Raw genomic sequence first — 21,862 nt, 5'->3', positions numbered from 1 at the left:
GTGGAGGTCATCCGCAGCAGCCGGTGGAAGCCGCCTCGGCGGCCGGGGCGGCGGCCGGGGCCTGACCGCAGCAGCCGGCCTGGGCGGCCTGCTGCGCGGCGGCCGTGCTGCCGCAGCAGGCGGTGGCGGCTACCTCCGCCTGCCGGGCCGTGTCACTGGCCGGGGAGACGGCGGCAGGGGCTCCACAGCAGCCACCGGCGGCGGGCGGTGCGAAAGCCTCCGCCAGGTCGCCGATGAAGCCGCCGCTGGTCTGGTTCGTGGTCATGGTGGTTTCCCTTCTTCGGTGCGAGATCTCAATACTTAGATCTACGTCGAATCAGGAATGACGATCTCACGCTGTTTAGACGTTCGTCAAGATAGACGTCGGTCGAAGCAAGGTGGTGCGGCGATGCCGGTGTGCCGGTGCCTGGTAGACACATGCCCATGAACGCCTCCACCGCCCAGCATCTGCGCATCATGTCTCCCGCATTCGCCGTTGAGCACCTGCCGCATGAAGGGACGCCCGAGAACGATTGGCTGGTGCTCGTCCGTGCTCCGGAAGGGCTGACCGTGGTCCGTGAGGCCACAGGCGGGGACGCGGCGGAGCAGTGGATCGGCTTCTACGGAGGTGCCACAGCACATGGCCTGGACATCCCCGGAATGCTGTCCGCGATCGTCAAGCCGCTGGCGGAGGCGGCGATCCCGGTGTTCGTGGCCTCGACCTTCCATGCCGACCTGGTTCTGGTGCCCGCGCCGAGGAAACAGCAGGCCATCGCCGTCCTTGAGGAAGCGGGGCACCAGGTGGAGAGCCAGAGCGGCGAAGCCGGTGAACGTTTCGGCCACGGCGCTAGAGCTGGGCGGTGATCTCCGCGGCCATCTGCCGGGCGGTGCGGCCGGCGCCGATGAGGGTGGCCGAGGCGGGGCCGGTCCAGTCGCCGTAGCCGAGCAGGTGCAGGCGCGGCTCGGCCAGGACGCGGGTGCCGTCGGTGGGGATCACGCCGCCGGGGCCGCGCAGCCGTAGCGGGGCCAGGTGGGCCAGGGCGGGGCGGAAGCCCGTGCACCAGACGATCACGTCGCACGCCGCCGTGCTGCCGTCGTCCCAGGCCACGCCGCCGGGGGTGATGCGGGAGAACATGGGCTCGGCCTTGAGCACGCCCCGGTCGCGGGCCTCCCGTACGGGCGGGACGGCGACGATGTCGCCCAGGTCGCCGATGCTGTCGGCGTTCTGTCCGGCCAGGGCGGCCCGGTGGCGGCGGGTGGCCAGGTCGAACAGGGCACGGCCGTCGATCTCGTCGGGCAGCAGCCGGGGCGGGCGCAGCGTCGCCCAGGTGGTCTGGGTGACCTGGGAGAGCTCGGCGAGGATCTGCGCGGCGGAGTTGCCGCCGCCCACGACCATCACCCGGCGGCCACGGAAGGGTTCGGGTCCTTGGTAGCCGGCGGCGTGCAACTGCTCGCCGCGGAAGCCCCGGATGCCGGGATAGTGCGGCACGTAGGGGCGCCACCAGGTGCCCGTGGCGCTGACGACGACCCGGGCGTGCCAGGCGCCGGCGGCGCTCTCCACGGCGAGACGGTCACCAGCACGTCTAACGGCCCGTACGACGGCGGGGCGGACGATCGGCAGCCGGTAACGCTGCTCGTAGTCGGCGAGGTAGGCGACGACGTGGGCGGCGTCCGGGTAGCCGCCGTCGGCCGGGATCGGCATCATCCGGCCGGGCAGGGAGCTGTACTGCGCGGGCGAGAACAGCCGCAGGGACGGCCAGGCATGCCGCCAGGCGCCACCCGGGGCCTGCCCGGCGTCCAGGATGACGAAGTCGACGCCCGCCCGCCGCAGGTAGTAGCCGGCCGCCAGCCCGGCCTGTCCGGCGCCGACGATCACGACATCGGCCAGGCGTGCCGTGCCGGTCATACGGTGAGGAGTTCCGCGTCCACCGGGCCGTCCTGCGCCGTGGCCGGGGCGGCGAGCGGCGCGAACAGCGCGCCCAGCTTGTTCACCACCTCGGGGATGATCCGGTAGTAGACCCAGGTGCCGCGGCGTTCGCCGTCGATCAGCCCGGCGGTGCGCAGCACCTTCAGGTGGTGGGAGATGGTGGGGGCGGTCAGGTCGAAGACGCCGGTCAGGTCGCACACGCACGCCTCGCCGCCGGCGTGGGAGCCGATCAGCGACAGCAGACGCAGCCGCACCGGGTCGGCCACGGCCTTGAGCAGGGTGGCCAGCTCGGCGGCCTCGGCCTCGCCGAGCGGCTCGCGGGCGATCGGCGCACAGCACTGGGCGGTGACGGGGGCTGCCATGACGCGACTCCTTAATTCGATGCCGGTCTAAATTATAGGCGGTGGTATGCGACCAGCGCGAACGCCTTGCAGCGTACGGATCGCGGCGGCGACGATGGTCAGCGCCAGGATGCCTCGCGCGTCGGCCCCGTACCAGGCGATGATGACGGCGAAGGCGGCCTCGTACAGCACCATCGAGCAGGCGATGCCGATGGCGGCGAAGACGAGGTGGAGCTGCCACAGCGCGGTGACCTGCGACCAGGCCGGCACCGCCCCGGCGCCGAGCAGCGAACCGAGCGTCATCAGGGCGCGCCCGCCGTGGGCGTCCAGCCACCGCCCGGCGAGCGGGGCGCAGACAGCGGTGATCAGCACGGACACGGTGAGCGCGGTGGCGACCTGGGCGTCGGTGGCGTGCAGGTCGTCGGCCATCGGGACGAGGAAGACCGAGAAGGCGTAGTAGAGCACGCCGTAACCGATGGTCTGGGTCACGGCCAGCGCGGCGACGATCCCACGTCCGGAGCGCGGCGGACCGCCGCCCTGCTGGTCAAGGGCGGCGGTCCCGGCGGGGGAACTCATGCTGGACAGGCGATCAGCTCGCGGCCCTCAGTCGTGGTCGCAGATGAGGTGCGGGGCTTCCTTCTGGGCGGCGGTGGGGTGGCCGTCGGACATCGGGGGCTTCCGTTCAGCCGCAGCAACTGCCGCCGGACTCCGCCGGAGCTGCGACGGTGACGAGGGGGAGCGGGGCCGTCAGCAGGCCGCCGCTGATGCCGGTGGCCAGGCCCACGCGCTGCTCCTGGGCCTCGGCCAGGTTGGAGGAGCACACGCCGGTCTCGGGCAGGTCGAGCTGAACGTCGCGGGCCGCCTCCCAGTCCCCGGCGATCGCGGCCACGACCGAGCGGACCTGCTCGTGACCGGTGGCCATGAGGAACGTCGGCGCGCGGCCGTAGCTCTTGACGCCGACGGCGTAGTAGCCGGGCTCGGGGTGGGCGAGTTCGTCGACGCCGTGGGCGGGGACGGTGCCGCAGGAGTGCTGGTTGGGGTCGATCAGCGGGGCCAGGGCGCGGGTGGAGCCGAGCACCGGGTCGAGGTCGAGCCGGAGTTCGGAGGCGATGGAGTGGTCGGGGCGGTAGCCGGTGGCCGACACGATGCGGTCCACGGTGACGTGCTGCTCGTGGCCGGAGGGGTCGCGGCTGATCACCTCGATGCCCTGGCCGGTGGCGTGGACGCGGTGGGTGAAGAAGCCGGTCAGCAGCTGGATGCGGCCGGATTCGACGTGGGCGCGCAGCCGGGTGCCGAGCGCGCCGCGGGCCGGGAGGGCGTCGGCGTCGCCGCCGCCGTAGGTGCGGGTGGCGTTGCCGGCGCGGATCGCCCAGGTGATCGGGGTGTCCGGCAGTTCGGCCAGCGCGAGCAAGGTGGTGGCGGCCGAGTGGCCAGCCCCCACGACCAGTACGCGCTTGCCCTCGTAGCGGTCGCGGTCGGCGCCGAGCACGTCGGGCAGGGCGTGGTCGACGACCACCTCCCCCTCGCCATGGGCGGGCAGGCCGCTCGCGCCGAGCACGTTCGGGCTGGTGTACGTGCCGGAGGCGTCGACGATCGCTCGCGCCCGCAGCTCGGTGCCGTCGGCCAGGCGGATGAGGAACGGCGCCTGCTCGCGGCCTGTCGTGCGCACGCGGTCGTAGCCCAGGCGGCTGATCGCACTCACCTTCGCGCCCAGGCGCACCTTGTCGCCGAACAGCTTGGCCAGCGGGGCGAGGTAGTCGTCGATCAGCTCGGCGCCGGTGGGCAGCCAGTCGGGGTCGGGCTCGCTCCAGCCGTCTGCCTCCAGCAGGCGGCGGGCCGCGGCGTCGATGTCGTACTTCCACGGGCTGAACACCCGCACGTGGCCCCATTGCGCGACCGAGGCGGCGACCCGGTCACCGGCTTCCAGGAGGAGGAAGTCGATGCCGCGCTCGGCCAGGTGGGCGGCGGCGGCCAGTCCGACCGGCCCGGCGCCGATCACGACGACCGGCAGGCCGCTCAGCCCCGGGGCGGCCTGCTGAGGGGCGGTGAACTGCTCGATCTCGACGGCAACGGTGCCACAGCAACTGTCACTCATGACGGCACTCCAGGTGGGCGCGTGGGCTAGCGGAAGGACGGGAACGTGGCGTAGAGGCGGGCGCGCTCGATGGCGGCATCGGCGCGGCAGTCGAGGTCGCACACCCGCGAGGTGGCCTTGTCGACGGTGAATCCGGGCCGCTCGACGGGCGGACGGCGGCGCCGGGTGAACAGAGCGCGCATCACGCACCCCTTTGGATAGAAGTTCATCTAAGCAGGAGTCATCATGCGGCACTGCTTAGATGAAAGTCAAATTAAGCAGTGCGCGGCGTCCGCGCCGACGCCGCGCAGGCCGCGGGTGACAAGCCCGTCCGCGGCCGGGGCCGGCCGTGCCCCAAGGACGCCAAGCCGGTCGACAACCACCTGGGCTACGCCTCCCTGGCCGACAAGGGCTACATCGTGGTGTCGGTGGCGGCCAACGGCATCCAGGCACGGGAGAAGGACATGGGGCACGTCGCACGCGCGGCCCTGCTGGACAAGCACCTTCACATGTGGGAGCAGCTCTCCGCCGGGGAGGCCCCCTGCGGGAGCTCAAGCAGTTCGCGGCATGTGGATCTGGACCGGGTCGGCACGCTAGGACACTCACGGGGCGGTGGCGGTGTCATCGCTCAGGCCCTGGACAGCCGCACGCCCCCGTCCGGCGTGCACGTCCGGGCCACCATGGCGCTCGCGCCCGCCATGAACGGCATCAACGCCGACAAGGAACGCATCACCCGCGTCCCAATGGCCGTGGTCGCCGGAACCTGCGACGCCATGCGGGAGGACGGCAAGGTCGCCGCCACGATGGCCTCGGGCGACTCGGACGCCGAACACCACGACGTACCCGGAGGCAACCACAACTTCTTCAACACGATCTGGACACCCGGCATCGGGCCGGCCTTCGCGACGGACGATGTCGCCGTCGAGAAGCGCAACCGTCCCGGAGGCAGGTGTGAGAGCACCAACGGGACCGCACCGTCCGGCAGCTCAAGCCCGCCGAGCAGCGCGAGACCGCGATCCACTACGCGGCCGCGTTCTTCGACAAGCACCTGAAGTAGCCGGCCCCTCCGGCGGTGCTGGTGCCGGGCAGGCAGTGGTCAGCTTGCGGCCGCCCGCGTTGCAGCGGCGTTCCTGACGGTCAGGGGTGCGAGGACGCCCGCGGTGACGAACAGCAGCGCCAGGACGCCCCAGGTCCAACCGCCCGCCAGTTGGAGCAGGCCGGTGATCAGGACGGGGCCGAGGACGTACCGGCTGACCGAGCGACCCATGCCGAACGCCGCCAGGTACTCGCCTCTCCGGTCATCGGGAGCGAAGGCGTACGACAGCGTCCAGGCCGCGGGGACGGCGATCAGTTCCGCCGCGGTGAGCATCACCAGCGCGGCACAGAACAGTGCAAGGGGCATCGCCTGGGCCGCGTACCAGAACAACAGACAGGCGGCGGCGGCGAATGCCGCGGCGATGGGTTGTGATCGCCGGGCCGCCCCGAGGCTTGTGATGTGGCGTGCGATGAGAGCTTGGAAGACGAGCGCGAGGACTGTGTTGATGGCGTACAGCGCCCCGAGTAAGCCGTCCGGCACTGTGGTCGCTCGGGCGAGCCACAGCGGAAAGGCGAGGTTGAGGATCGGTTGCCAGAGCTGCAGTACGCCGTCCACACAGGCCAGCGAGAGCAGCCGCAGGTCACGCAGCACGCCCAAGCCGCGCCGGACCGGGGCGGGCTCTTCGGCTCGAACCGGTTGCGGCAGGGTGGCGAAGGCCGCGGTGACCAGAAGATAGGCCGCCGCGTTGGCCAGGATGATGGTCCGGAAGAGCCCGGTGCCGGCCAGCAGCCCGCCGAGTGGACCGCCGATGCTGATCGCCAGGTTGATCACGGTCCGATACGAGGCCAGCACCCTTACCCGGCTGCTTCCCTCGACGATCTCCGCCACGTACGCCTGGGTCAGTGCAGTCGCGATCTGGTCGGCGACCGTGATGATCGTGACGACTACGAGATACCCCCACCAATCACCGACGACGGCGTAAGCGGCGGTTCCGGCAGCGCGTAGGGCGTGCACCAGCACCAGGGCCCGCCGGACCCCGTAGCGGTCGGCCGCGCGACCCAGCGGTATCGCGGTGGCTATGGCCGCGGTGCCCGCGATGCTCATGCCCAGCCCGACCTGGCCTGCGGGGAGCCCGACCACGCCGGTGAAGTAGACAGCCGAGAAGGCCAGGAAGAGCCCTGAGCCGAGGAAGTCCACGAAGCTGGCGCCGAGCAGCCGCCGCACCGCTCGTCGCTCGGTGCGGCCAGTATCTTGTGTCATAGACGCACTATTCTGCACTCTAGGGCAGCATTGCGCCATGACCGATCCAGCCGAGGCCGTAGGCCACACCCTCGCCGCGAACCTGCGCGCCGCACGTCAAGCCCGAGGCTGGCGGCTCGAAGAGCTGGCCACGCGTTCCGGCGTCAGCCGCGGCATGCTCCAGCAGATCGAGACCATGCGCACCAACCCCAGCATCGCGACGCTCGCTCGGATCAGCGCCACGCTCGGCGTCTCGATCGGCGAGCTGGTGGAGCCCCCGGAGGAGCTGGGCCGCGTTTCCCGTGCCGCCGACGCCGTCGTTCGTTCAGAAGGCCGCGCCAGGCTCCTGATCAACGACAGCCAGCCGCCTTTCACCGAGCTCTGGGAGTTCCGGCTGCCTGCCGGTGACAAGATCTCCACGCCCGCGCATCCGCCCGGCACCCGGGAACTGTTGCAGCTCCACTCGGGCAGCGTCGCGGTCACCGTCGGCGGGGCGCTCTTCCAACTCGCCGCGGGAGACGCGCTCCGCATGCGAGGCGACCGCCCGCACGCCTACAGCAGCCAAGGCGCAGACCCGGCCCACTTCACGATGGTCGTCGTCTACGCCGGCGCCCGGGACCCTCGATATGCGAGCCTCGTCCCCGGCTGATGCAGCGGTCTGTCGTGCGGCTCCCCGCTACGGCGCTCGATCGTATTCACTGGCCACGGTGCGTTCGCCGTGGCCCTCGATCTCAGCGCCGTGCGGGCACGACACGGCCGGCAACACGATGATCGAACAGAGGGGGTGCCGCCAAGGAGCCGCACCCGCCGGCCTCCAGTGTCACCGTGCTTCGGCCTGCCCTGTGAACGGCGTTCCTGGAGGGACGTTCAGGAGTGGGCGGCGCGGATCTCCGTCACGATGAACTCGTCGACGATGTGCCGGTTCTGCACCAGGAACCCCACTACCCCCGCCACCGCCTCCGCGCCCAGGGCGGCCCGCACGCGTGCGCTCAGAAGGTAGACGAGGGGCGTCGACGGCTGGGTGAGGGTGAGGTCGCGGTCGTGGCGGTGCACGTCCTGCAGCGCCCTTATGGGGATCGGCCGCTCGGTGGTGAACCACGCCGCGACCTCCCACAACGGCTGTGCCGGATCGACGTCGGCACAGGCGTGATAGCAGTCGACGCAGCCGTGCCCGGCATGCTGTCCATGCGGGCAGGTCCAGTGAGCGACGTCGGCCGGGCTCTGGTCATGGGCGCTCAGGACGGCTGCTTCGGTGACGCGGCGGCGCACCGGCCTTGGCCGGTCCTCCCACGGAGTGACAGAGTCGCTGCTGATGATCGGATCCCTTCGCGGCTACATCCCAGTACGTCAAAGCCTAGTAGTGCTTTCTCAGATCTGTCGGTGGCTGTTGCGGTGTGACGGTTCAGCTTTTGATGGCAGGTAGGACATGCGCCGGTCCAGGTCGCGAGCAACAGGTGTCACTCGCGGATGACCTGTGGAGGGTCAGACCGGCGCAGCCGCTTTTTGGGGCGCCCCCGCATGGTGATCAACAGATGCGCGGCGATGCTGGTCGAGGGGCGGTTGTCCGTTGTCGTCGGCGCGATGGGACGCTTGTCAGACGAGGGCGGCCACGGCCTTGACGGCCCGGTCCACCTCCTCGGGGCTGTTGACGATGGTGGTGCCGAAGCGCAGCAGCGTCCCGTTGTAGGGCGTGGTGCCGGCCACCACCTTGCTCCGGCGGAGCGCGTGGACGGCCTGCAGGGGTTCCATGCCGTCGATCGAGCAGCACACCAGCCCGGCCGACAGCGCCGGGTCGATCGGGGTGGCCAGCGTGACGTGCCTGATCCCGGCGAGCCCCGCCTTCAGCCTGCCGGCCAGCTCCTGGACGCGCTGCTGCACCCGGTCGGGCCCGATCGCCTGCTGGAAGGCGAACGCCGAGGGCATCGCCCATCGGTGCTCGAAGGCCTTGAACCCGCCGGGCGTGGCGAGCTCGGCCGTGGTGGGGCCGGGCGGCGTGCCGAGCTGCCAGACCTCGAACGACTTCTGCCCGAAGCTGGTGATGACCGGTGACAGGGCGTCCCAGGCGCGGCCCCACAACACGCCGGTGCCGCGCGGGCCGAACAGCCACTTGTGCGTCCCGCTGGCCAGGAAGTCGCATCCCAGGTCCGCCGCCTTGTCGGCGACGGCGGCGAAGCCGTGCACGCCGTCGACGCACAGCAGGACGCGGTCGTGCTCCTCGCGCCGGGCGTTGACGTCGGCCAGCATGGCGGCGATCTGCCTGACCGGCAGGCGCACGCCGGTTCCGGAGTGCACCCAGGTGATCGCCACCACCCGGGTACGCGGGCCGAGCCCTTCCTTGATCGCGCTGATCATGCGGTCGGCGGTGGCTGTGGCCGGGTCGTCGTACAGGCGGACCTTGCGCACCCGCGCGCCGGTGCGGGCCGCGAGCAGGCGCAGGCCCTCGTGGGTGGCCAGGAAGTCGTGCTCGGTGGTCAGGACGTCCTGGCCGGGGCGTAGCCGCAGGCCGGAGTAGATCAGGCCGAGGCCCATGGTGGTGCTGTCGGTGAGGGCGACGTCCTCGGGCCGGCCGCCGAGGAACGCGGCCGCGGCTTGGCGTACGAGCTGGTCGGGGTCCTGGTCGCGGACCGGCGCGTAGTCGGGGTCGGCGTCGAGGCCGTCGCGGTGCCTGGCGATCTCGGCGCGCACCGGGGCGGGTGCGGGGGCCAGGGTGAAGGCGGCGAAGTGCGCGACGTCCCGGCGGAGGGCGAACTGGGCCCGGACGGAGGCCCAGTCGCGCGGGTCGAAGGAGGGCCCGTGCCGCGGCGGCGACGGGGGTGTGGGGGAGGAGCAGGCCGCCGCCGCTCCGGCCAGGGCGCCCACACCGAACAGGGCTCGTCTGCCCAGTTGCTGACTCACGTCTACCGTCCTATCCCGTGCGAGGCCGTGTTGCCCAGAGGATCGCCCCAGATGTGACGACGGCGCCCGTTCTCAGCGAGATCGCCCCTGAACGGTCGCCCCCAGGGCCGGGGCGTCGGCGTGAGCAGCGCCACCACGAGGGGGGACGTCGGCCGGCGTCCCGGCGTCGGGGATGCGGAACCGTCTGCCTTCCACGCTGCCCTCCCGGCCGGCCGGCACGTGATCGGGCGGGGCGCAGGCGCACGCCGGGACTGATTCAGGTCAGGCTCTGGGCGGCCGCTGCCCCCGGGAACTGTCAGCTGCAAGGGGGAGGCTCTGTAGTGTCAGCGCAGCCGGCGGAGGCAGCGGTCTGTTGGCCGGGTCGGCCTGGAACGACTGGAGCAGGTAGGCCACCAGGCGCCGGGACGCGGCACCGTCATCCGGTAGAGCGGTCACCAGACCGCAGTGCGCCAACAGGGCCACGGCGAGGTCGGAAGGGTGAAAATCGGCCCGCAGCGCGCCCGACGCCTGGGCCCTGCGTACCAGGGTCGCGAAGTCGCGCTCGGCTCGTTGCCGGTACTGCGCGTGGTCCGACGTGCTCTCCGGGAAGGCCGCGACGAACGCAGCCGGGAACCCGCGTTCCTCCCGTTGCAGGGTGCAGACCGTCTCGACCAGCCGCTGGAAGCCCTGCCACGGGTCAGGGGCGGCCAGCGCCTCGGTGAGCGCCCGCGCGCAGGCCTCCGTCTGCTGCGCGAACGCGCCCCGCACCACAGCGTCCCGGGTCGGGAAATGCCGGTACAGCGTCGCCACGCCGACCCCGGCCCGACGCGCCACGGTCGCCATCGGGGCGTCGATCCCGTGCTCCGCGAAGACCGCACGGGCGGCGACGAGGATGCGCTCCCGGTTGCGCCGGGCGTCCATCCGCACCCCGTCCCGGGCTGTGATCCGAGAGGATTCCGCCATCACTGTCTCTCGCTTCCGGTCGAAACGGACGATCTCGTCCGTTTAAGAGCTTACGGTCGATGCCAGACCCCTGTACGGCCCCGGCGGCGAAGGCGGAACGATGAACGACCGCATGATGAAGGCAGTGCTCTACGACCGCTACGGTGGCCCCGACGTGCTCTACGCAGGCCGCGTGCCGCGCCCCGAGCCGGCCCACGGCGAGGTCCTCGTGCAGGTGCGCGCGTTCAGCGTCAACGGCGGTGAACTGGCGGCCCGGGCCGGCCGTCTCCGTCTCCTGACCGGCCGGAGATTTCCCAAGCGCCTCGGCTTGGACTTCACCGGCGAGGTCGCCGCGCTGGGTGCCGGAGTCACAGAGTTCGCGGCCGGCGACCGCGTATGGGGGGTCTTGGGCCGCACGTCCGGGTTCGGCAGCGCCGCCGAGTACGTGACCGTGCCCGCCGAGCGGGTCGGCCGGCTCCCCGACGGCCTCGACCTGGTGGACGCCGCCGCGCTGCCGGTGGCCACCACGGCCATCACCGCGCTGCGGGACAAGGCCGGGCTGCGCCCCGGCGAACGACTCCTCGTCCGGGGCGCGGCGGGCGGTGTCGGCAACGCCGCCGTCCAGCTCGGACGGGCCTACGGCGCCGAGGTCACGGCCCTCGCCCGCGCGGCCAACCTCGACTTCGTCCGCGGGCTCGGCGCGCACCAGGCTGTCGACCACCGGACCGTGCGGCCGGCGGAACTGGGCCGCTTCGACGTGATCCTGGACACCGTGGGGACCGACCTGCGGGCCTTCCGGCGCCTGCTGAACTCCGGCGGGCGCATGGTCACCATCGCCTTCGACCTTGAACGGCCGGCCGCGTCGCTCGGCTACCTCGCGGCCAGCGCGGTCCACGGACACGGCCGGGTGCGCTTCTTCAGCGGCAACCCCACGCGGGCGGACTTCGACGACCTCGCCCGCCATGTGGTCGAGGGCAGGCTGAGCCCCGCGGTGGACACGGTCTTCCCCCTGGAGGAGACAGCGGCGGCACACCGGGCGCTGGAGGCGGGCGGCGTCCGGGGCAAGTACGTGGTCAGGGTCGCGTAGGCCCCTGAAGGCGCTGATCACAGCCCTCGTTGACGGCAGTGATGAGGATCGCCTCGTGGCGCACCCCGGCTTGCCGCATCGCGCGGCGGCGGCACGGACCCGGCGGGGACGGACATGGGGCCATGTGCCGGAATCCCGGCGACACGATCGCGGTGGTTCTCGTGGACCGCTCCGGGTGGACGTCGAGCGGGACGAGAGCCCGGATGAGACCCGGAAGATGCGAGACGCGCTGGTCCGCAACCGTGCGGTTCACGAACCTCGTGCCAAGGATGCGGAGGCGGCCTTGAGGAGGGTTTCGGCGGCGGCGGTGCGGGCGTACAGGACGGAGTGACCGGCGCGGTGGGCGCTGACCAGGCCCGCGTCGCGTAGCGCGGTGAGATGGCGGGAGACCCCGGCCGCGGAGAGCCCGGTGCGGCGGGCCAGTTCAGTGGTGGAGGCCGGGGCCTCCAGCTCGGCCAGCAGCAGGGTGCGCGAGCGGCCGAGTACGGGGGCGAGGGCGGCGGCTCCGACGGCGGGCCGAGCCTCCCACAGCCGGCCGACGCCGCGTGCGGGATAGGCGAGCTGCGGTGGCTCCGGCGGCCTCATCTTCGTACGCAGGCCGGGGCCGGTGAACGCCGAGGGGATGAGCAGCAGCCCAGGGCCCGCTGCCTCCCGGGGCAGGATTCGCTTCCACCGGGCCACCCTCAGCTGGTGGTCGTCCCACCTCACCGAGTCGTGCAGGTCGTTGAGCAGGTGGCCCGCGCCGTGCTCGGCGACCGTGCGGGCCCGGTGGAAGACGTCGGCGTCCAGCACGGCCCGGATCCGCGCCCAGTAGGGGGCAAGGGCCAGGTTCCAGTAGGTCTCGATCTCCTGGGTGAGCTTGGGCAGGCGGGCAGGCGGGTCGGCGTGCAGGGCCCGCAGGCGGGGGCCGAGACGCCCTTGGTGACGGGCGAGGTGATCGAGGTCCTGGCGTACCCGGTCGGCGGGCGAGGCAGTGATCGCCTCCCACTCCTGCGACGGGGCTGGCGCGGCCCCGCCGGGGGACGGGGTGAGGAAGTCCGGCACGTAGCCGGTGGGCGGGATCAGCTCGGCGAGCCACCCCCGGTCCAGCCCGGCGGCCACCATACGCGGCCGTACCTGGTCGATCCAGGCCCGATGGAGCGGGTGGGGCCTGCCGGACGTCAGCAGCCGGAAGCTGGGCGCCACCTCCCACATCGGTGAGACGACGAACCGCACCCGCGCCAGATCGTCCGCCGAGAACGCCAGCTCAGCCAGGACGACCGCTCCTCAATGGATTCCGGCATATGTGAATCAATGGCACGCCAGTCTACCGAGTGGAAATCATGCCGCCATGACCCCACAGACGATCTCCGCGACGGCATCGGGCACCTGGAGGCTCGGCGACCGCACGGTCAACCGGATCGGGTTCGGCGCGATGCGCCTGCCACAGCACGGCGAGGCGCTCACGCCCGGCGCCGTCCCCCGCGACCGCGAGCAGGCGATCGGTGTGCTGCGCCGTGCGATCGAGCTCGGCGTGAACCACATCGACACGGCCGCGTTCTACTTCTCGTCGCGCCGCTCGGCCAACGAGCTGATCAACAGGGCCCTGGCCCCCTACCCGGACGACCTGGTCATCGCCACCAAAGTCGGGCCGAGCCGCGACCCCGACGGCAACTGGCTGCCGCACGCCACCCCCGGGCAACTGCGCGGCCAGGTCGAGGAGAACCTGCGTCAGCTCGGTCGCGACCATCTCGACGTGGTGAACCTGCGTATCGTCGGCGCCGGCTCCATCGCCGAACGCTTCGGCGCACTCGCCGACCTGCGCGACGCCGGGCTCATCCGGCACCTGGGCCTGTCCAACGTCCACCGCCACCATCTCGCCGAGGCCCAGGCCATCGCGCCGGTGGTCTGCGTCCAGAACATGTACGGCATCGGCGCAACGCCCGAGCAGGAGGAGCTCCTGCGCGTCTGCGGCGAACAGCGCGTCGCGTTCGTGCCGTTCTACTCGATCGCCGGCCACGGACGCACGGCCGGTGCGAGCACCGGCGAGAGCACCGGCGAGGTGCACGCGATCGCCCGCGCCCGCGGGGTGAGCACCGCCCAGGTCCGGCTGGCGTGGACGCTGCACCGCGGCCCGCACGTGCTGGCCATCCCCGGCACCGGCGACGTCGACCACCTGGTCCAGAACGTGGCCGCCGGAGCTCTGCGCCTGTCCGAGGACGAACTCGCCGTCCTGGACTCCCTCCACCACGAAACAGCGTGAAAAGCCCTGCCCGCCGGCCACCACGGTCGAGGCCAGGTGGTCGTTCGCGATCGGGCCTCGGCGGCCCGCCGAGGGGGTGGGCGACCGGGCGCAGCTCCACCGACAGGCTCGCGGCGTCCGGCGGGCCTCGTCGATCAGGCCGTTGGCGTGCAGGGCGAGAACCAGCAGGCCCTCGAACCGCCAAGCGTCCACCGCAGCCGGTCGCTCGGCACGACCTGCCCGCGCCCCGCTGCCGGGGGCCGCCCAGGGGCACGGGCTCGCCGCCGACCTCGGCCCAGAACGAGCCCAGCACCCGGACGAAGACCATGATCCGCACGTCCTGCGTGGACGTTCCAAATCGCTTCCAAATGCCTTCCAAACACCCAGGAGCAGCCTGAACACATCGCAACCGACGAAGGAGCGGGAACAGATGAGCGTCAACACCCAGGACATGGAGATCGTCCACCGCGTGCTCCGCCGTGAGTCACGGCTGCTGGTGGAGCTCGTCGCGGCCGTAGCCCCGGGTGACACCGCTCGCGCCAAGGTGATCGCCGGCCACTTCCGCGTCTACCGGCTGGGCCTGCACAACCATCACGAGGGCGAGGACGAGCTGCTGTGGCCGCCCCTGCTGTCCCGGGTGGACCTGGAGGCCGACATCGTCCTGCGCATGGAGGCCCAGCACGAGCGCGTCGCGGCCACCCTGAGCAGGCTGGACGCCGCGGTCCCCGCCTGGGAGGCCACCGCGGGCGCCGACGAACGCGACACCCTCGTGGCCGCCCTCGCCGAGCACCGCGCGGTCCTGCTGGAACACCTCGACGACGAGGAGGCCACCCTCCTCCCGCTCGCGGCCAGGCACATCACCTCACAGGAGTGGGCCTCCCTGAGCGACCACCTGGTTGACAACACCCCCAAGCTCACCCTGCTCACGCTCTTCGGCGCCGTCCTGGAAGACGCGAACCCGGCCGAGCGCGCCCTCGTCCTCAGCGGCCTGCCCGCCCCGGTCCGCGCCATCTGGCACGTCGTCGGCCGCCCCCGCTACGCCCGCCACATCCGCCGCGTCCGCGGCTGAACCCCGCCCGTCCGTACGTACAAGGAGAACGACCATGTCGCTGAAGAAGATCAACACCGTCCTGGCCGCCGTCGTCGTCCTGTTCGCCCTCTACCTCGGGTTGTCCTTCGTCCTGCCCCTCGGGACGACCTTCCCGGGGCTCGCGAACTGGCCCTCCGACGGCAGCGGCTTCTCCATCGTGAAGGGCAGCCGCGAGATCGGGATGGGCCTGGCCATGGGCGTCCTGCTGGTGACAGGCCACCGCCGCCCGCTGGGCTGGGTCCTGCTGATGATGGCGGTCACCCCGTTCGGCGACATGGTCAACGTCCTGGCGCACCACGGATCCACGGCCGCCGCGCTCGGCGTCCACGGCCTGACCGCGGCGCTGATGGCGATCACGGGGTTGCTGATCCTCCGCGAGACCAGCACCACCCCGGCGACCGCCGCGCAGCCCGCCTGACGTCCACACTTTCTGACAACTCGAATGAGGAGACGACAATGACGATCAACGACCTGAGCAGTGTTGTGAAGGGGCGCGTGCTCCTGCCCGGTGACGACGGCTTCGAACAGGCGGCCACCGCGTGGAATCTGACCGTCAGGCAGCCCGTGGCGGCCGTGGCGGAGGCCGCGGACGCCGATGACGTGGCGGCGCTCGTGCGATACGCCCGGCGGGCAGGCATGACGGTGACCGCGCAGCCGAGCGGGCACGGCGCGTCGGGTGACGTGGAAGGCCTGATCCTGTTGCGTACCGGCCGGTTGAACGACGTTGAGGTACGTCCGCAGGAGCGTGTGGTCCGGGTGGGCGCGGGCGCGAAGTGGGGGCAGGTGCTGGCGGCGGCCGGCCCGCTGGGTCTGACCGGCCTGTCCGGCAGCGCGCCGGGTGTCAGCGTGACGGGCTACACCCTGGGCGGCGGCGTCGGCTGGTTCAGCCGCAAGCACGGCTTCGCCTCCGACAGCGTGCGGGCCATCGACATCGTGGACGCCGACGGCGAGCCCGGCCGGGTGACCGCCGAGTCCGACCCAGACCTGTTCTGGGCGCTGCGCGGCGGCGGCGGCGACTTCGCCATGGTGACCGCCCTCGAACTGGAGCTGTATCCCGCGCCGGTCCTGTACGGCGGGCGCGTGATCTGGCCGGAGCACCGGACCAGGGAGGTGTTCGACGCGTTCCTGGAGATCACGGCCGAGGCGCCGCGTGAACTCAGCGTCTGGATCAACCGGTTCCAGCCGCCCGGCGCGCCGCCGATGGTGACGCTGGACGTGGCCTACCTGGGGGAGGCGGCGCAGGGGGAGGTCCTGCTGGCGCGCATCGACAAGATCGAGGGTGCGATCTCCGACAGCCGCGGCGTCGTCCCGATCGCCGACCTGGGCGGCATCACCGCCGAGCCCACCGCTCCGGCCCCGTCCATCGCCCGCGGGGAACTGCTCACCGGCCTGGACGCGGACGCGGTGGAGCTCCTGCTCGCCAAGCCGGTCGAACCGCTCATCAACCTGCAGATCAGGCACCTGGGCGGCGCGCTGGCGGAGCCGGGCGGCGGGGCCGGGGCGAGCGGCGCGGTGGTCGAGCCGTACCTGCTCGGGCTGCTGGGCCTCGGGCTGCCGCACGCGGCCGATGCGACGCGCGCCAGGCAGGCCGAAGTCGTGGCCGACCTGAAGGCATTTATCAGTGGCCGCAAGCCGTACACCCTGCTGTCCCCTGGTGAGACGGCGGCGCAGTCCTTCTCCGGCAGCGCGCTCGCGCGGCTGCGGGAGATCAAGCGGGCCCGTGACCCGCACAACGTGTTCCGCGCGAACTACCCCGTGCTCGGATAGAACGGTTCCCGGCAGACCGCGGCCCCTCCGCCCACCACGGCGGCGGGGCCGCACCACACCCCCGTGGCGGATGCCGCCCGGCATCGCTTGATCAGCGCCGGCGAAAGCGGCGATCACATGAGAGCCACCTCGGTACGTGAGGCATGCAGCGTGGGCCGGGGGAAGGCGCATCCGGCGCGTGAACCGTCGTGACGGCGGACGCCGGACATTCGCGCTCACCCCAGACTCACGCGCACAGCCCTTCCGAAAGCGACCCGCAACGCCTTGTGCGCCGATCCGAGCATCAAGCTCACCGGCAGAGACACCCCGGACACCTCAGGGCCGCGCGCACCGAGGCGAATCACACCGCCGGCTTCTATCGATCCGCTGAAGAAGTCGATGATGGACTCCACCCGGTTGAGATCCCGATGGCAGGACTCGTCGCACAGGGCCAACAACGCCGGCAGGTACTGCCGGGCCTTCTCCAGATTCGACTTTATCTCCCTGGCTCTGGCCGCGTCCGCGTCGGTGAACTCGCCCTGCGGGTCGAGCTCGGCCACGTATTCCTGAAACTTGGCCTCGGCCTCCTGCACGAGCGCTATGGCAGTCATGTACAAATCAATCTGCTGGTCCAGGCGCCGGCGCTCCCGTTCGAGGTCACGTTCATGACTCCGAGCCCGCCCGGCCCGTGCGTTGTCCTCCGCGATCCTGTCTCGCTCGATCTCCAACTGGCGCTGCCATTGAATCGTGTCGCGTTCTCGCTGCTCATTCCACCGCAGCCTTTCGTGCTTCCACTGCAGACGCGTGATGAGTACGGAGCCGAGCAGGGAACTGACGGACCCCACAATCACCCCGAGAAACGCCATCCAGGCAGCCGTCATGCGGGCCAGTCTAAATTCGGCCCGTTTCGTCGTCATGCTGGGCGCAGCCGCGGCATTCAACCGCACCCTGCTCGACGAATGGGCCTACGCCCAGCCATACGCCTCAGATCGCCTGGTGGAGGGATCGCATACAAGGGATCATGTGTGTGGGCCGGGCTTCTGTCGGGACGCAGGGGGGCAGATCATGAACAGTTCCGACCGGCAGGCGGACGAGGTACGCCGACTACGGTCCGGTCTGCGGGCAGGCTTGGCGCGGTTGGCACGCGGCACTCGCACCGCGACTCCTCCGGCGGTCGTGGCGTTGCTGTGTGCGGGCGCGTTCGCGGAGTTCGGCGCGGGTCTGGGCGAGGCGGGGCTGGGAGTACTGGCCAACGTCGGCGCCAACACACTGACCGATGTCATCAAGAACGCCTTGGAGCGGGTCCGCGGCCGACCCGAGACCTCCTTCGAGGAGGAGCTGGCCGAGCAGTTGGAGGCCCGCCTGACGGCGGGCGACGCCGCGTTGAGCGCGGATATCGCCAAGCTCCTGGAGCAGGTCGACGCGGGCAGTCTGGTGCTGGAGGCGATGCGGGCCGAGAACCGCGATGGCCTCGCCCACGCCCTGCAGGTGATGACGGAGCACTTCGGCGACTTGCGCTTCCTGGTCGGCTCGGTCCTGGACGGCTTCGACCGGCTGATCGGCGAGCAGGCCAGTCAGGGAGCGCTGCTACGCGCGGGTAGCCAGACGGCCCAGCAGCAGCTCGCAGAGCTGACGTTGATCCGCGACATGATCGCCCGGCTGCCGCAGTCCGGTCCCACCCCCAACCGCAGGCGCGGTCGTCCATCGCCGGGCCGCTCCGGCTGCCCGTACCGCGGACTGGAGCCGTTTCGGATCAGTGACGCCGACATCTTCTACGGTCGCGAGCAGTTGACCCACGACCTGGTTGCCGAAGTGGCCGCCCGGTCGGCCGGTGGTGTCGTGCTGGTGTCCGGGGTGTCGGGGGCGGGCAAGTCCTCGCTGTTGCGCGCCGGGCTGCTGCCGGCGCTGGCCCGGGGCGCGATCGACGGCTCGGCGCGCTGGCCGCAGCTTGTGCTCACCCCTGGCGGCGACGCGCTGACGGAGTTGGCGGCGCATTTGGCCGCGCTGGGGGGACGGGACGCAGCCGAGGTCCGCCACCAGCTGGCCTGCCGGCCGCACGACAGCGCGCTGACCGTACGGCAGGCGGTGCTGGCCGCCGCCCGGCACAGGCACGCCGACGGCCGCACCCAGGCCCGGCTGGTGCTGGTCGTGGACCAATTCGAGGAATTGTTCACCCACGCCGACGACGACGGCGGTTCGGCCGTGGCGGAGCGCGAGCGCCGCGCGTTCATCACCGCCCTGCACGCGATGAGCTCCAGCGGCGCTCCCCTTGAGCAGCCGCCGCCGGCCGTGGTGGTCGCGGCGGTCCGCGGCGACTTCACCGACCGGCTCGCCCTGTACCCGGAACTGGCCGCCGCGCTCGGCGACGGCCTGTTCGTCGTCGGCGCGATGAGCGAACCGGAGCTACGCCGTGCCATCATCGGCCCCGCCCACGCCGCCGGCCTGGAGATCGAGCCAGGGCTGACCGAGACGATCCTGGCCGACCTGCGCTCAGCCGACCATGGCCGCCGCTACGAGGCCGCCGCCTTGCCGCTGCTGTCCCAGGCGCTGCGCAACACTTACCACGAGAGTGACAAGCGCCACCTGACCCTGCGCGACTACGGCCGGTCCGGCAGCGTGACGGGCGCGGTCCGTCACAGCGCCGAGCACGTCTACCGGCAACTCACTCCCGCTCAGCGGCAGATCGCCCGCAAGGTGTTCACGCGACTTGTCACCCTGTCGGCTCCCGGCGGGCCGGCACGCCGGACCGTCCCCCGCGCCCAGCTCGCCCAGCTGGCCCCTGAGGATCCGGTAGCGGTCGACGACGTGCTGGCCGCTTTCGCCGCCCAGCGGCTCATCGCCCTCAGCAAGACCACCAGCCGGTCACCTGCCGAGGACGAGACCGAGCCAGACACGCGGGAGGATCCCACCGAACCGCAGGTGCGGGTCGAGCCCGACTCCGCAGAGATCTCCCACGAGGTGATCCTGACCGCCTGGCCCAGGTTGCGCGACTGGCTCGATCCCTACCTGGACGCCAAGATCCTCATGGACCAGCTCGACAAGGACGCCGACGACTGGTCCGCCCACCCTCCGGGCGCCGGCAAACAAGCCCTGCTGTATCGCGGCCCCCGCCTGAGCGCGCTGCTGCAGCTCGAGCAACGCGCCCAGGCCGAACCGGACACCTTCCCCACCCCGCACGCCACCGGCCAGGCGTTCCTGGCCGCCAGCACCGCCCAAGCCACCCGCGCCACCCGCCTTCGCAGGGCCGCACTGACCGCCCTGTCGACCCTGCTGATCCTGGCCCTCACCGCAGCCGCCGTGGCGGTCCGCGCCCAGCGGAACGCCGACCTGCAGCGCGACGCCGCCGTGTCCCGCCGCCTGGCCGAGCGAAGCCAGAGCCTCGCCGCCGACCACACTCTCACCAGCGACCCTGCCCTTCCCGCGCTGCTCGCTGCCGCCGCCGGGGTGATCAGCCGCACCCCAGAGGCCCGGGCCGGCATGCTCAACATCCTCCGTCACCCCTACCGAGGGAACTTGGAGGTGCGGGCCGACCATGTGGCGTTCAGTCCCGACGGCCGCATCTTGGCCTCCGCGTGTTACGACGGCACCGTTCGGCTGTGGGACGTGACCACCCGAGCCCCGATCGGCGCCCCCATCAAAGCCCACACCGGAAGGGTGCAGTCGGTGGCGTTCAGCGCCGACGGCCGTACCCTGGCCTCCGGCGGCGTCGATGACGGCATCGTACGGCTGTGGGACGTGACCACCCGAGCCCCGATCGGCGCCCCCATCAAGGCCCACACCAGGGTGTGGTCGGTGGCCTTCAGCGCCGACGGCCGTACCCTGGCCTCGGCCGGTGTCAATGACGGCACCATACGACTGTGGGACACCACCACCCAAGCCGCTGTCGGCAACCCCGTCAAAGCCCGCACCAGGGGGTGGCCGGTGGCCTTCAGCCCCGACGGCCGTACCCTGGCCACCGCCTACGGAGATGGCATCGTACAGCTGTGGGACGTGACCACCGGAGCCCCGATCGGCAATCCCGTCAAAGCCCATACCACGTCGGTGACGGCGATGGCGTTCAGCGCCGACGGCCGCACCCTTGCCTCCACTGACGGAGACACCGCCATAAGGCTGTGGGACACCGGCACCCGAGCCCTGATCGGCTCTCCCATGGAAGACGCCACACTGTGGGTGTGGTCGGTGGCATTCAGTCCTGACGGCCGTATCCTGGCCTCCGCGGGTGCCGACGGCACCGTACGGCTGTGGGACACCACCACCCATACCCCGATCGGCGCCCCGATCAAGGGGCACGCCGGGATGGTGTCGTCGATGGCGTTCAGCCCTGACGGCCGCACCCTGGTCACCACCGGCTACAACGGCATATGGCTGTGGGACACCGCCATCCGCACCGCCGTCGGCGATCCCGTCAAGGCCCACACCGGGTCGGTGTGGTCGGTGGCGTTCAGCCCTGACGGCCGCACCCTGGCCACCACCGGCGGCGACGGCACCGTGCGGCTGTGGGACGCGATCACGCGAGCCGCGGTCGGCGCCCCCATCAAAGCCCACACCGGGATGGTGGTGTTCAATCCGGACGGCCGCACCCTGGCCACCGCCGACGGCGACGGCGTCGTACGGCTGTGGGACGCGATCACCCGAGCGCCGATCGGCGCCCCCATCAAAGCCCACACCGGGATGGTGACGTCGATGGCGTTCAGCCCCGACGGCCGCACCCTGGTCACCACCGGCTACGGCAGCGTACGGCTGTGGAACCCCACCACTCGAGCGCCGATCGGCTCCCCCATCAGAGCCCACACCGGGTCGGTGCGGTCGGCGGCGTTCAGTCCTGACGGCCGCACCCTGGCCACCGCCGGCGATGACGGCATCGTACGGCTGTGGGACACCGTCACCCGAGCCGCGGTCGGCGATCCCGTCAAGGCCCACACCGGGTCGGTGTGGTCGGTGGCGTTCAGTCCTGACGGCCGCACCCTGGCCACCGCCGGCGATGACGGCATCGTACGGCTGTGGGACACCGCCACCCGAGCCGCGGTCGGCGATCCCGTCAAACCCCACACCGGGTCGGTGCGGTCGGTGGCGTTCAGCCCCGACGGCCGCACCCTGGCCACCGCCGGCGACGGCAGCACCGTACAGCTATGGGATGTGTGGCTTCCTGATGATTCGCATCTTCTCGCGGCCGTGTGCGGCGTTGCCGCTCACTCACCCACCCGGGACGAATGGGCCAAATACATACCCGAGCTGAGCTTCCGGCCCGTCTGCCAGAAGTAGACACCTGATCCGGCCACACGGAAGGGCCAAGCGGGCGCAATGGA

21 protein-coding genes are annotated in these 21,862 nt (G+C 71.6%); 9 read left to right on the top strand and 12 right to left on the bottom strand.

Annotation, left to right across the window (positions count from 1 at the left end; all coding sequences use genetic code 11):
- Positions 1 to 7: 7 nt before the first annotated feature.
- Positions 8 to 265, bottom strand: a complete 258-nt coding sequence (locus ACIBQ8_RS04675) for a hypothetical protein (protein WP_397191096.1) — start codon at positions 263 to 265, stop codon at positions 8 to 10.
- Positions 266 to 423: 158 nt separating this feature from the next.
- Here ACIBQ8_RS04675 and ACIBQ8_RS04670 point away from each other — a divergent pair, with 158 nt between their 5' ends.
- A complete protein-coding gene (locus tag ACIBQ8_RS04670) occupies positions 424 to 843 on the top strand; it encodes an ACT domain-containing protein (RefSeq protein ID WP_397169108.1) in 420 nt (139 codons plus the stop codon).
- Here the strand turns inward: ACIBQ8_RS04670 and ACIBQ8_RS04665 are convergent.
- From ACIBQ8_RS04665 to ACIBQ8_RS04645, 5 genes are all read right to left on the bottom strand, one after another.
- Positions 827 to 1,885: an ArsO family NAD(P)H-dependent flavin-containing monooxygenase gene (locus ACIBQ8_RS04665; protein WP_397191095.1), complete on the bottom strand. Its 1,059-nt coding sequence runs from the start codon at positions 1,883 to 1,885 to the stop codon at positions 827 to 829. The genes ACIBQ8_RS04670 and ACIBQ8_RS04665 overlap by 17 nt on opposite strands.
- The gene (locus ACIBQ8_RS04660) at positions 1,882 to 2,268 is read right to left on the bottom strand and encodes a metalloregulator ArsR/SmtB family transcription factor (protein WP_397191094.1); all 387 of its coding nucleotides are present in this window, start codon (positions 2,266 to 2,268) and stop codon (positions 1,882 to 1,884) included. Before ACIBQ8_RS04660 ends, ACIBQ8_RS04665 begins: the two co-directional genes overlap by 4 nt.
- A gap of 27 nt (positions 2,269 to 2,295) precedes the next feature.
- Entirely contained in the window at positions 2,296 to 2,823 is a 528-nt protein-coding gene (locus ACIBQ8_RS04655; protein ID WP_397191093.1) for an MFS transporter, read from the bottom strand.
- Between the two features lie 106 nt (positions 2,824 to 2,929).
- A complete protein-coding gene (locus ACIBQ8_RS04650) occupies positions 2,930 to 4,342 on the bottom strand; it encodes an FAD-dependent oxidoreductase (RefSeq protein ID WP_397191092.1) in 1,413 nt (470 codons plus the stop codon).
- Positions 4,343 to 4,368: 26 nt separating this feature from the next.
- Positions 4,369 to 4,524, bottom strand: a complete 156-nt coding sequence (locus ACIBQ8_RS04645) for a hypothetical protein (protein ID WP_397169098.1) — start codon at positions 4,522 to 4,524, stop codon at positions 4,369 to 4,371.
- A gap of 78 nt (positions 4,525 to 4,602) precedes the next feature.
- Here ACIBQ8_RS04645 and ACIBQ8_RS04640 point away from each other — a divergent pair, with 78 nt between their 5' ends.
- Positions 4,603 to 5,373: a hypothetical protein gene (locus tag ACIBQ8_RS04640; protein ID WP_397191091.1), complete on the top strand. Its 771-nt coding sequence runs from the start codon at positions 4,603 to 4,605 to the stop codon at positions 5,371 to 5,373.
- 44 nt (positions 5,374 to 5,417) lie between these two features.
- Here the strand turns inward: ACIBQ8_RS04640 and ACIBQ8_RS04635 are convergent, their stop codons facing one another.
- Complete coding sequence (locus tag ACIBQ8_RS04635) at positions 5,418 to 6,617, bottom strand: MFS transporter (protein ID WP_397191090.1); 1,200 nt, start codon at positions 6,615 to 6,617, stop codon at positions 5,418 to 5,420.
- A 37-nt stretch (positions 6,618 to 6,654) separates the two neighbouring features.
- Here ACIBQ8_RS04635 and ACIBQ8_RS04630 point away from each other — a divergent pair, with 37 nt between their 5' ends.
- Positions 6,655 to 7,245 (top strand): helix-turn-helix domain-containing protein, encoded by a 591-nt coding sequence (locus ACIBQ8_RS04630; protein WP_397169092.1) that lies wholly within the window; start codon positions 6,655 to 6,657, stop codon positions 7,243 to 7,245.
- Between the two features lie 218 nt (positions 7,246 to 7,463).
- Here the strand turns inward: ACIBQ8_RS04630 and ACIBQ8_RS04625 are convergent, their stop codons facing one another.
- The 3 genes from ACIBQ8_RS04625 to ACIBQ8_RS04615 form a co-directional block, all read right to left on the bottom strand.
- Entirely contained in the window at positions 7,464 to 7,865 is a 402-nt protein-coding gene (locus ACIBQ8_RS04625; RefSeq protein WP_397169090.1) for a hypothetical protein, read from the bottom strand.
- Positions 7,866 to 8,189: 324 nt separating this feature from the next.
- Positions 8,190 to 9,491 (bottom strand): aminotransferase class V-fold PLP-dependent enzyme, encoded by a 1,302-nt coding sequence (locus tag ACIBQ8_RS04620; protein ID WP_397191089.1) that lies wholly within the window; start codon positions 9,489 to 9,491, stop codon positions 8,190 to 8,192.
- 261 nt (positions 9,492 to 9,752) lie between these two features.
- The gene (locus ACIBQ8_RS04615; RefSeq protein ID WP_397191088.1) at positions 9,753 to 10,391 is read right to left on the bottom strand and encodes a TetR/AcrR family transcriptional regulator; all 639 of its coding nucleotides are present in this window, start codon (positions 10,389 to 10,391) and stop codon (positions 9,753 to 9,755) included.
- Between the two features lie 142 nt (positions 10,392 to 10,533).
- Here ACIBQ8_RS04615 and ACIBQ8_RS04610 point away from each other — a divergent pair, with 142 nt between their 5' ends.
- Positions 10,534 to 11,499, top strand: coding sequence for an NAD(P)-dependent alcohol dehydrogenase (locus ACIBQ8_RS04610; protein ID WP_397191087.1), 966 nt, complete (start codon positions 10,534 to 10,536; stop codon positions 11,497 to 11,499).
- 249 nt (positions 11,500 to 11,748) lie between these two features.
- On the opposite strand, the gene ACIBQ8_RS04605 is transcribed toward ACIBQ8_RS04610, so the two are convergent.
- Positions 11,749 to 12,714 (bottom strand): DUF5937 family protein, encoded by a 966-nt coding sequence (locus tag ACIBQ8_RS04605; RefSeq protein ID WP_397191086.1) that lies wholly within the window; start codon positions 12,712 to 12,714, stop codon positions 11,749 to 11,751.
- Positions 12,715 to 12,829: 115 nt separating this feature from the next.
- Between ACIBQ8_RS04605 and ACIBQ8_RS04600 the strand changes: the two genes are divergently transcribed.
- From ACIBQ8_RS04600 to ACIBQ8_RS04585, 4 genes are all read left to right on the top strand, one after another.
- On the top strand, positions 12,830 to 13,741 hold the full coding sequence (locus ACIBQ8_RS04600) for an oxidoreductase (RefSeq protein WP_397191085.1): 912 nt from the start codon (positions 12,830 to 12,832) through the stop codon (positions 13,739 to 13,741).
- A gap of 409 nt (positions 13,742 to 14,150) precedes the next feature.
- Positions 14,151 to 14,789 carry a hemerythrin domain-containing protein gene (locus ACIBQ8_RS04595; RefSeq protein ID WP_397191084.1) on the top strand — a complete coding sequence of 213 codons (639 nt, stop codon included), beginning with the start codon at positions 14,151 to 14,153 and terminating at the stop codon, positions 14,787 to 14,789.
- Positions 14,790 to 14,823: 34 nt separating this feature from the next.
- A complete protein-coding gene (locus ACIBQ8_RS04590) occupies positions 14,824 to 15,228 on the top strand; it encodes a DUF4267 domain-containing protein (RefSeq protein WP_397169079.1) in 405 nt (134 codons plus the stop codon).
- 38 nt (positions 15,229 to 15,266) lie between these two features.
- Positions 15,267 to 16,577: an FAD-binding oxidoreductase gene (locus ACIBQ8_RS04585; protein ID WP_397169077.1), complete on the top strand. Its 1,311-nt coding sequence runs from the start codon at positions 15,267 to 15,269 to the stop codon at positions 16,575 to 16,577.
- Between the two features lie 215 nt (positions 16,578 to 16,792).
- Here the strand turns inward: ACIBQ8_RS04585 and ACIBQ8_RS04580 are convergent, their stop codons facing one another.
- Complete coding sequence (locus ACIBQ8_RS04580) at positions 16,793 to 17,437, bottom strand: hypothetical protein (protein ID WP_397169075.1); 645 nt, start codon at positions 17,435 to 17,437, stop codon at positions 16,793 to 16,795.
- Between the two features lie 256 nt (positions 17,438 to 17,693).
- Here ACIBQ8_RS04580 and ACIBQ8_RS04575 point away from each other — a divergent pair, with 256 nt between their 5' ends.
- Entirely contained in the window at positions 17,694 to 21,818 is a 4,125-nt protein-coding gene (locus ACIBQ8_RS04575) for an AAA family ATPase (RefSeq protein ID WP_397191083.1), read from the top strand.
- The last annotated feature ends 44 nt before the right edge of the window (positions 21,819 to 21,862 follow it).

Origin of the sequence: Nonomuraea sp. NPDC049646 (assembly GCF_044465525.1) — a bacterium.
Classification (GTDB): domain Bacteria; phylum Actinomycetota; class Actinomycetes; order Streptosporangiales; family Streptosporangiaceae; genus Nonomuraea.
Note: the sequence above shows the minus strand (reverse complement) of the source record. Positions and strands in the feature narration are given on the sequence as shown.

Bases quoted from the DNA above. Each gene is read 5' to 3' on its own strand.
- ACIBQ8_RS04675 (WP_397191096.1), bottom strand. From the start codon at position 265: ATGACCACGAACCAGACCAGCGGCGGCTTCATCGGCGACCTGGCGGAG.
- ACIBQ8_RS04670 (WP_397169108.1), top strand. From the start codon at position 424: ATGAACGCCTCCACCGCCCAGCATCTGCGCATCATGTCTCCCGCATTC.
- ACIBQ8_RS04665 (WP_397191095.1), bottom strand. From the start codon at position 1,885: ATGACCGGCACGGCACGCCTGGCCGATGTCGTGATCGTCGGCGCCGGA.
- ACIBQ8_RS04660 (WP_397191094.1), bottom strand. From the start codon at position 2,268: ATGGCAGCCCCCGTCACCGCCCAGTGCTGTGCGCCGATCGCCCGCGAG.
- ACIBQ8_RS04655 (WP_397191093.1), bottom strand. From the start codon at position 2,823: ATGAGTTCCCCCGCCGGGACCGCCGCCCTTGACCAGCAGGGCGGCGGT.
- ACIBQ8_RS04650 (WP_397191092.1), bottom strand. From the start codon at position 4,342: ATGAGTGACAGTTGCTGTGGCACCGTTGCCGTCGAGATCGAGCAGTTC.
- ACIBQ8_RS04645 (WP_397169098.1), bottom strand. From the start codon at position 4,524: ATGCGCGCTCTGTTCACCCGGCGCCGCCGTCCGCCCGTCGAGCGGCCC.
- ACIBQ8_RS04635 (WP_397191090.1), bottom strand. From the start codon at position 6,617: ATGACACAAGATACTGGCCGCACCGAGCGACGAGCGGTGCGGCGGCTG.
- ACIBQ8_RS04630 (WP_397169092.1), top strand. From the start codon at position 6,655: ATGACCGATCCAGCCGAGGCCGTAGGCCACACCCTCGCCGCGAACCTG.
- ACIBQ8_RS04615 (WP_397191088.1), bottom strand. From the start codon at position 10,391: ATGGACGCCCGGCGCAACCGGGAGCGCATCCTCGTCGCCGCCCGTGCG.
- ACIBQ8_RS04610 (WP_397191087.1), top strand. From the start codon at position 10,534: ATGAACGACCGCATGATGAAGGCAGTGCTCTACGACCGCTACGGTGGC.
- ACIBQ8_RS04600 (WP_397191085.1), top strand. From the start codon at position 12,830: ATGACCCCACAGACGATCTCCGCGACGGCATCGGGCACCTGGAGGCTC.
- ACIBQ8_RS04595 (WP_397191084.1), top strand. From the start codon at position 14,151: ATGAGCGTCAACACCCAGGACATGGAGATCGTCCACCGCGTGCTCCGC.
- ACIBQ8_RS04590 (WP_397169079.1), top strand. From the start codon at position 14,824: ATGTCGCTGAAGAAGATCAACACCGTCCTGGCCGCCGTCGTCGTCCTG.
- ACIBQ8_RS04585 (WP_397169077.1), top strand. From the start codon at position 15,267: ATGACGATCAACGACCTGAGCAGTGTTGTGAAGGGGCGCGTGCTCCTG.
- ACIBQ8_RS04580 (WP_397169075.1), bottom strand. From the start codon at position 17,437: ATGACGGCTGCCTGGATGGCGTTTCTCGGGGTGATTGTGGGGTCCGTC.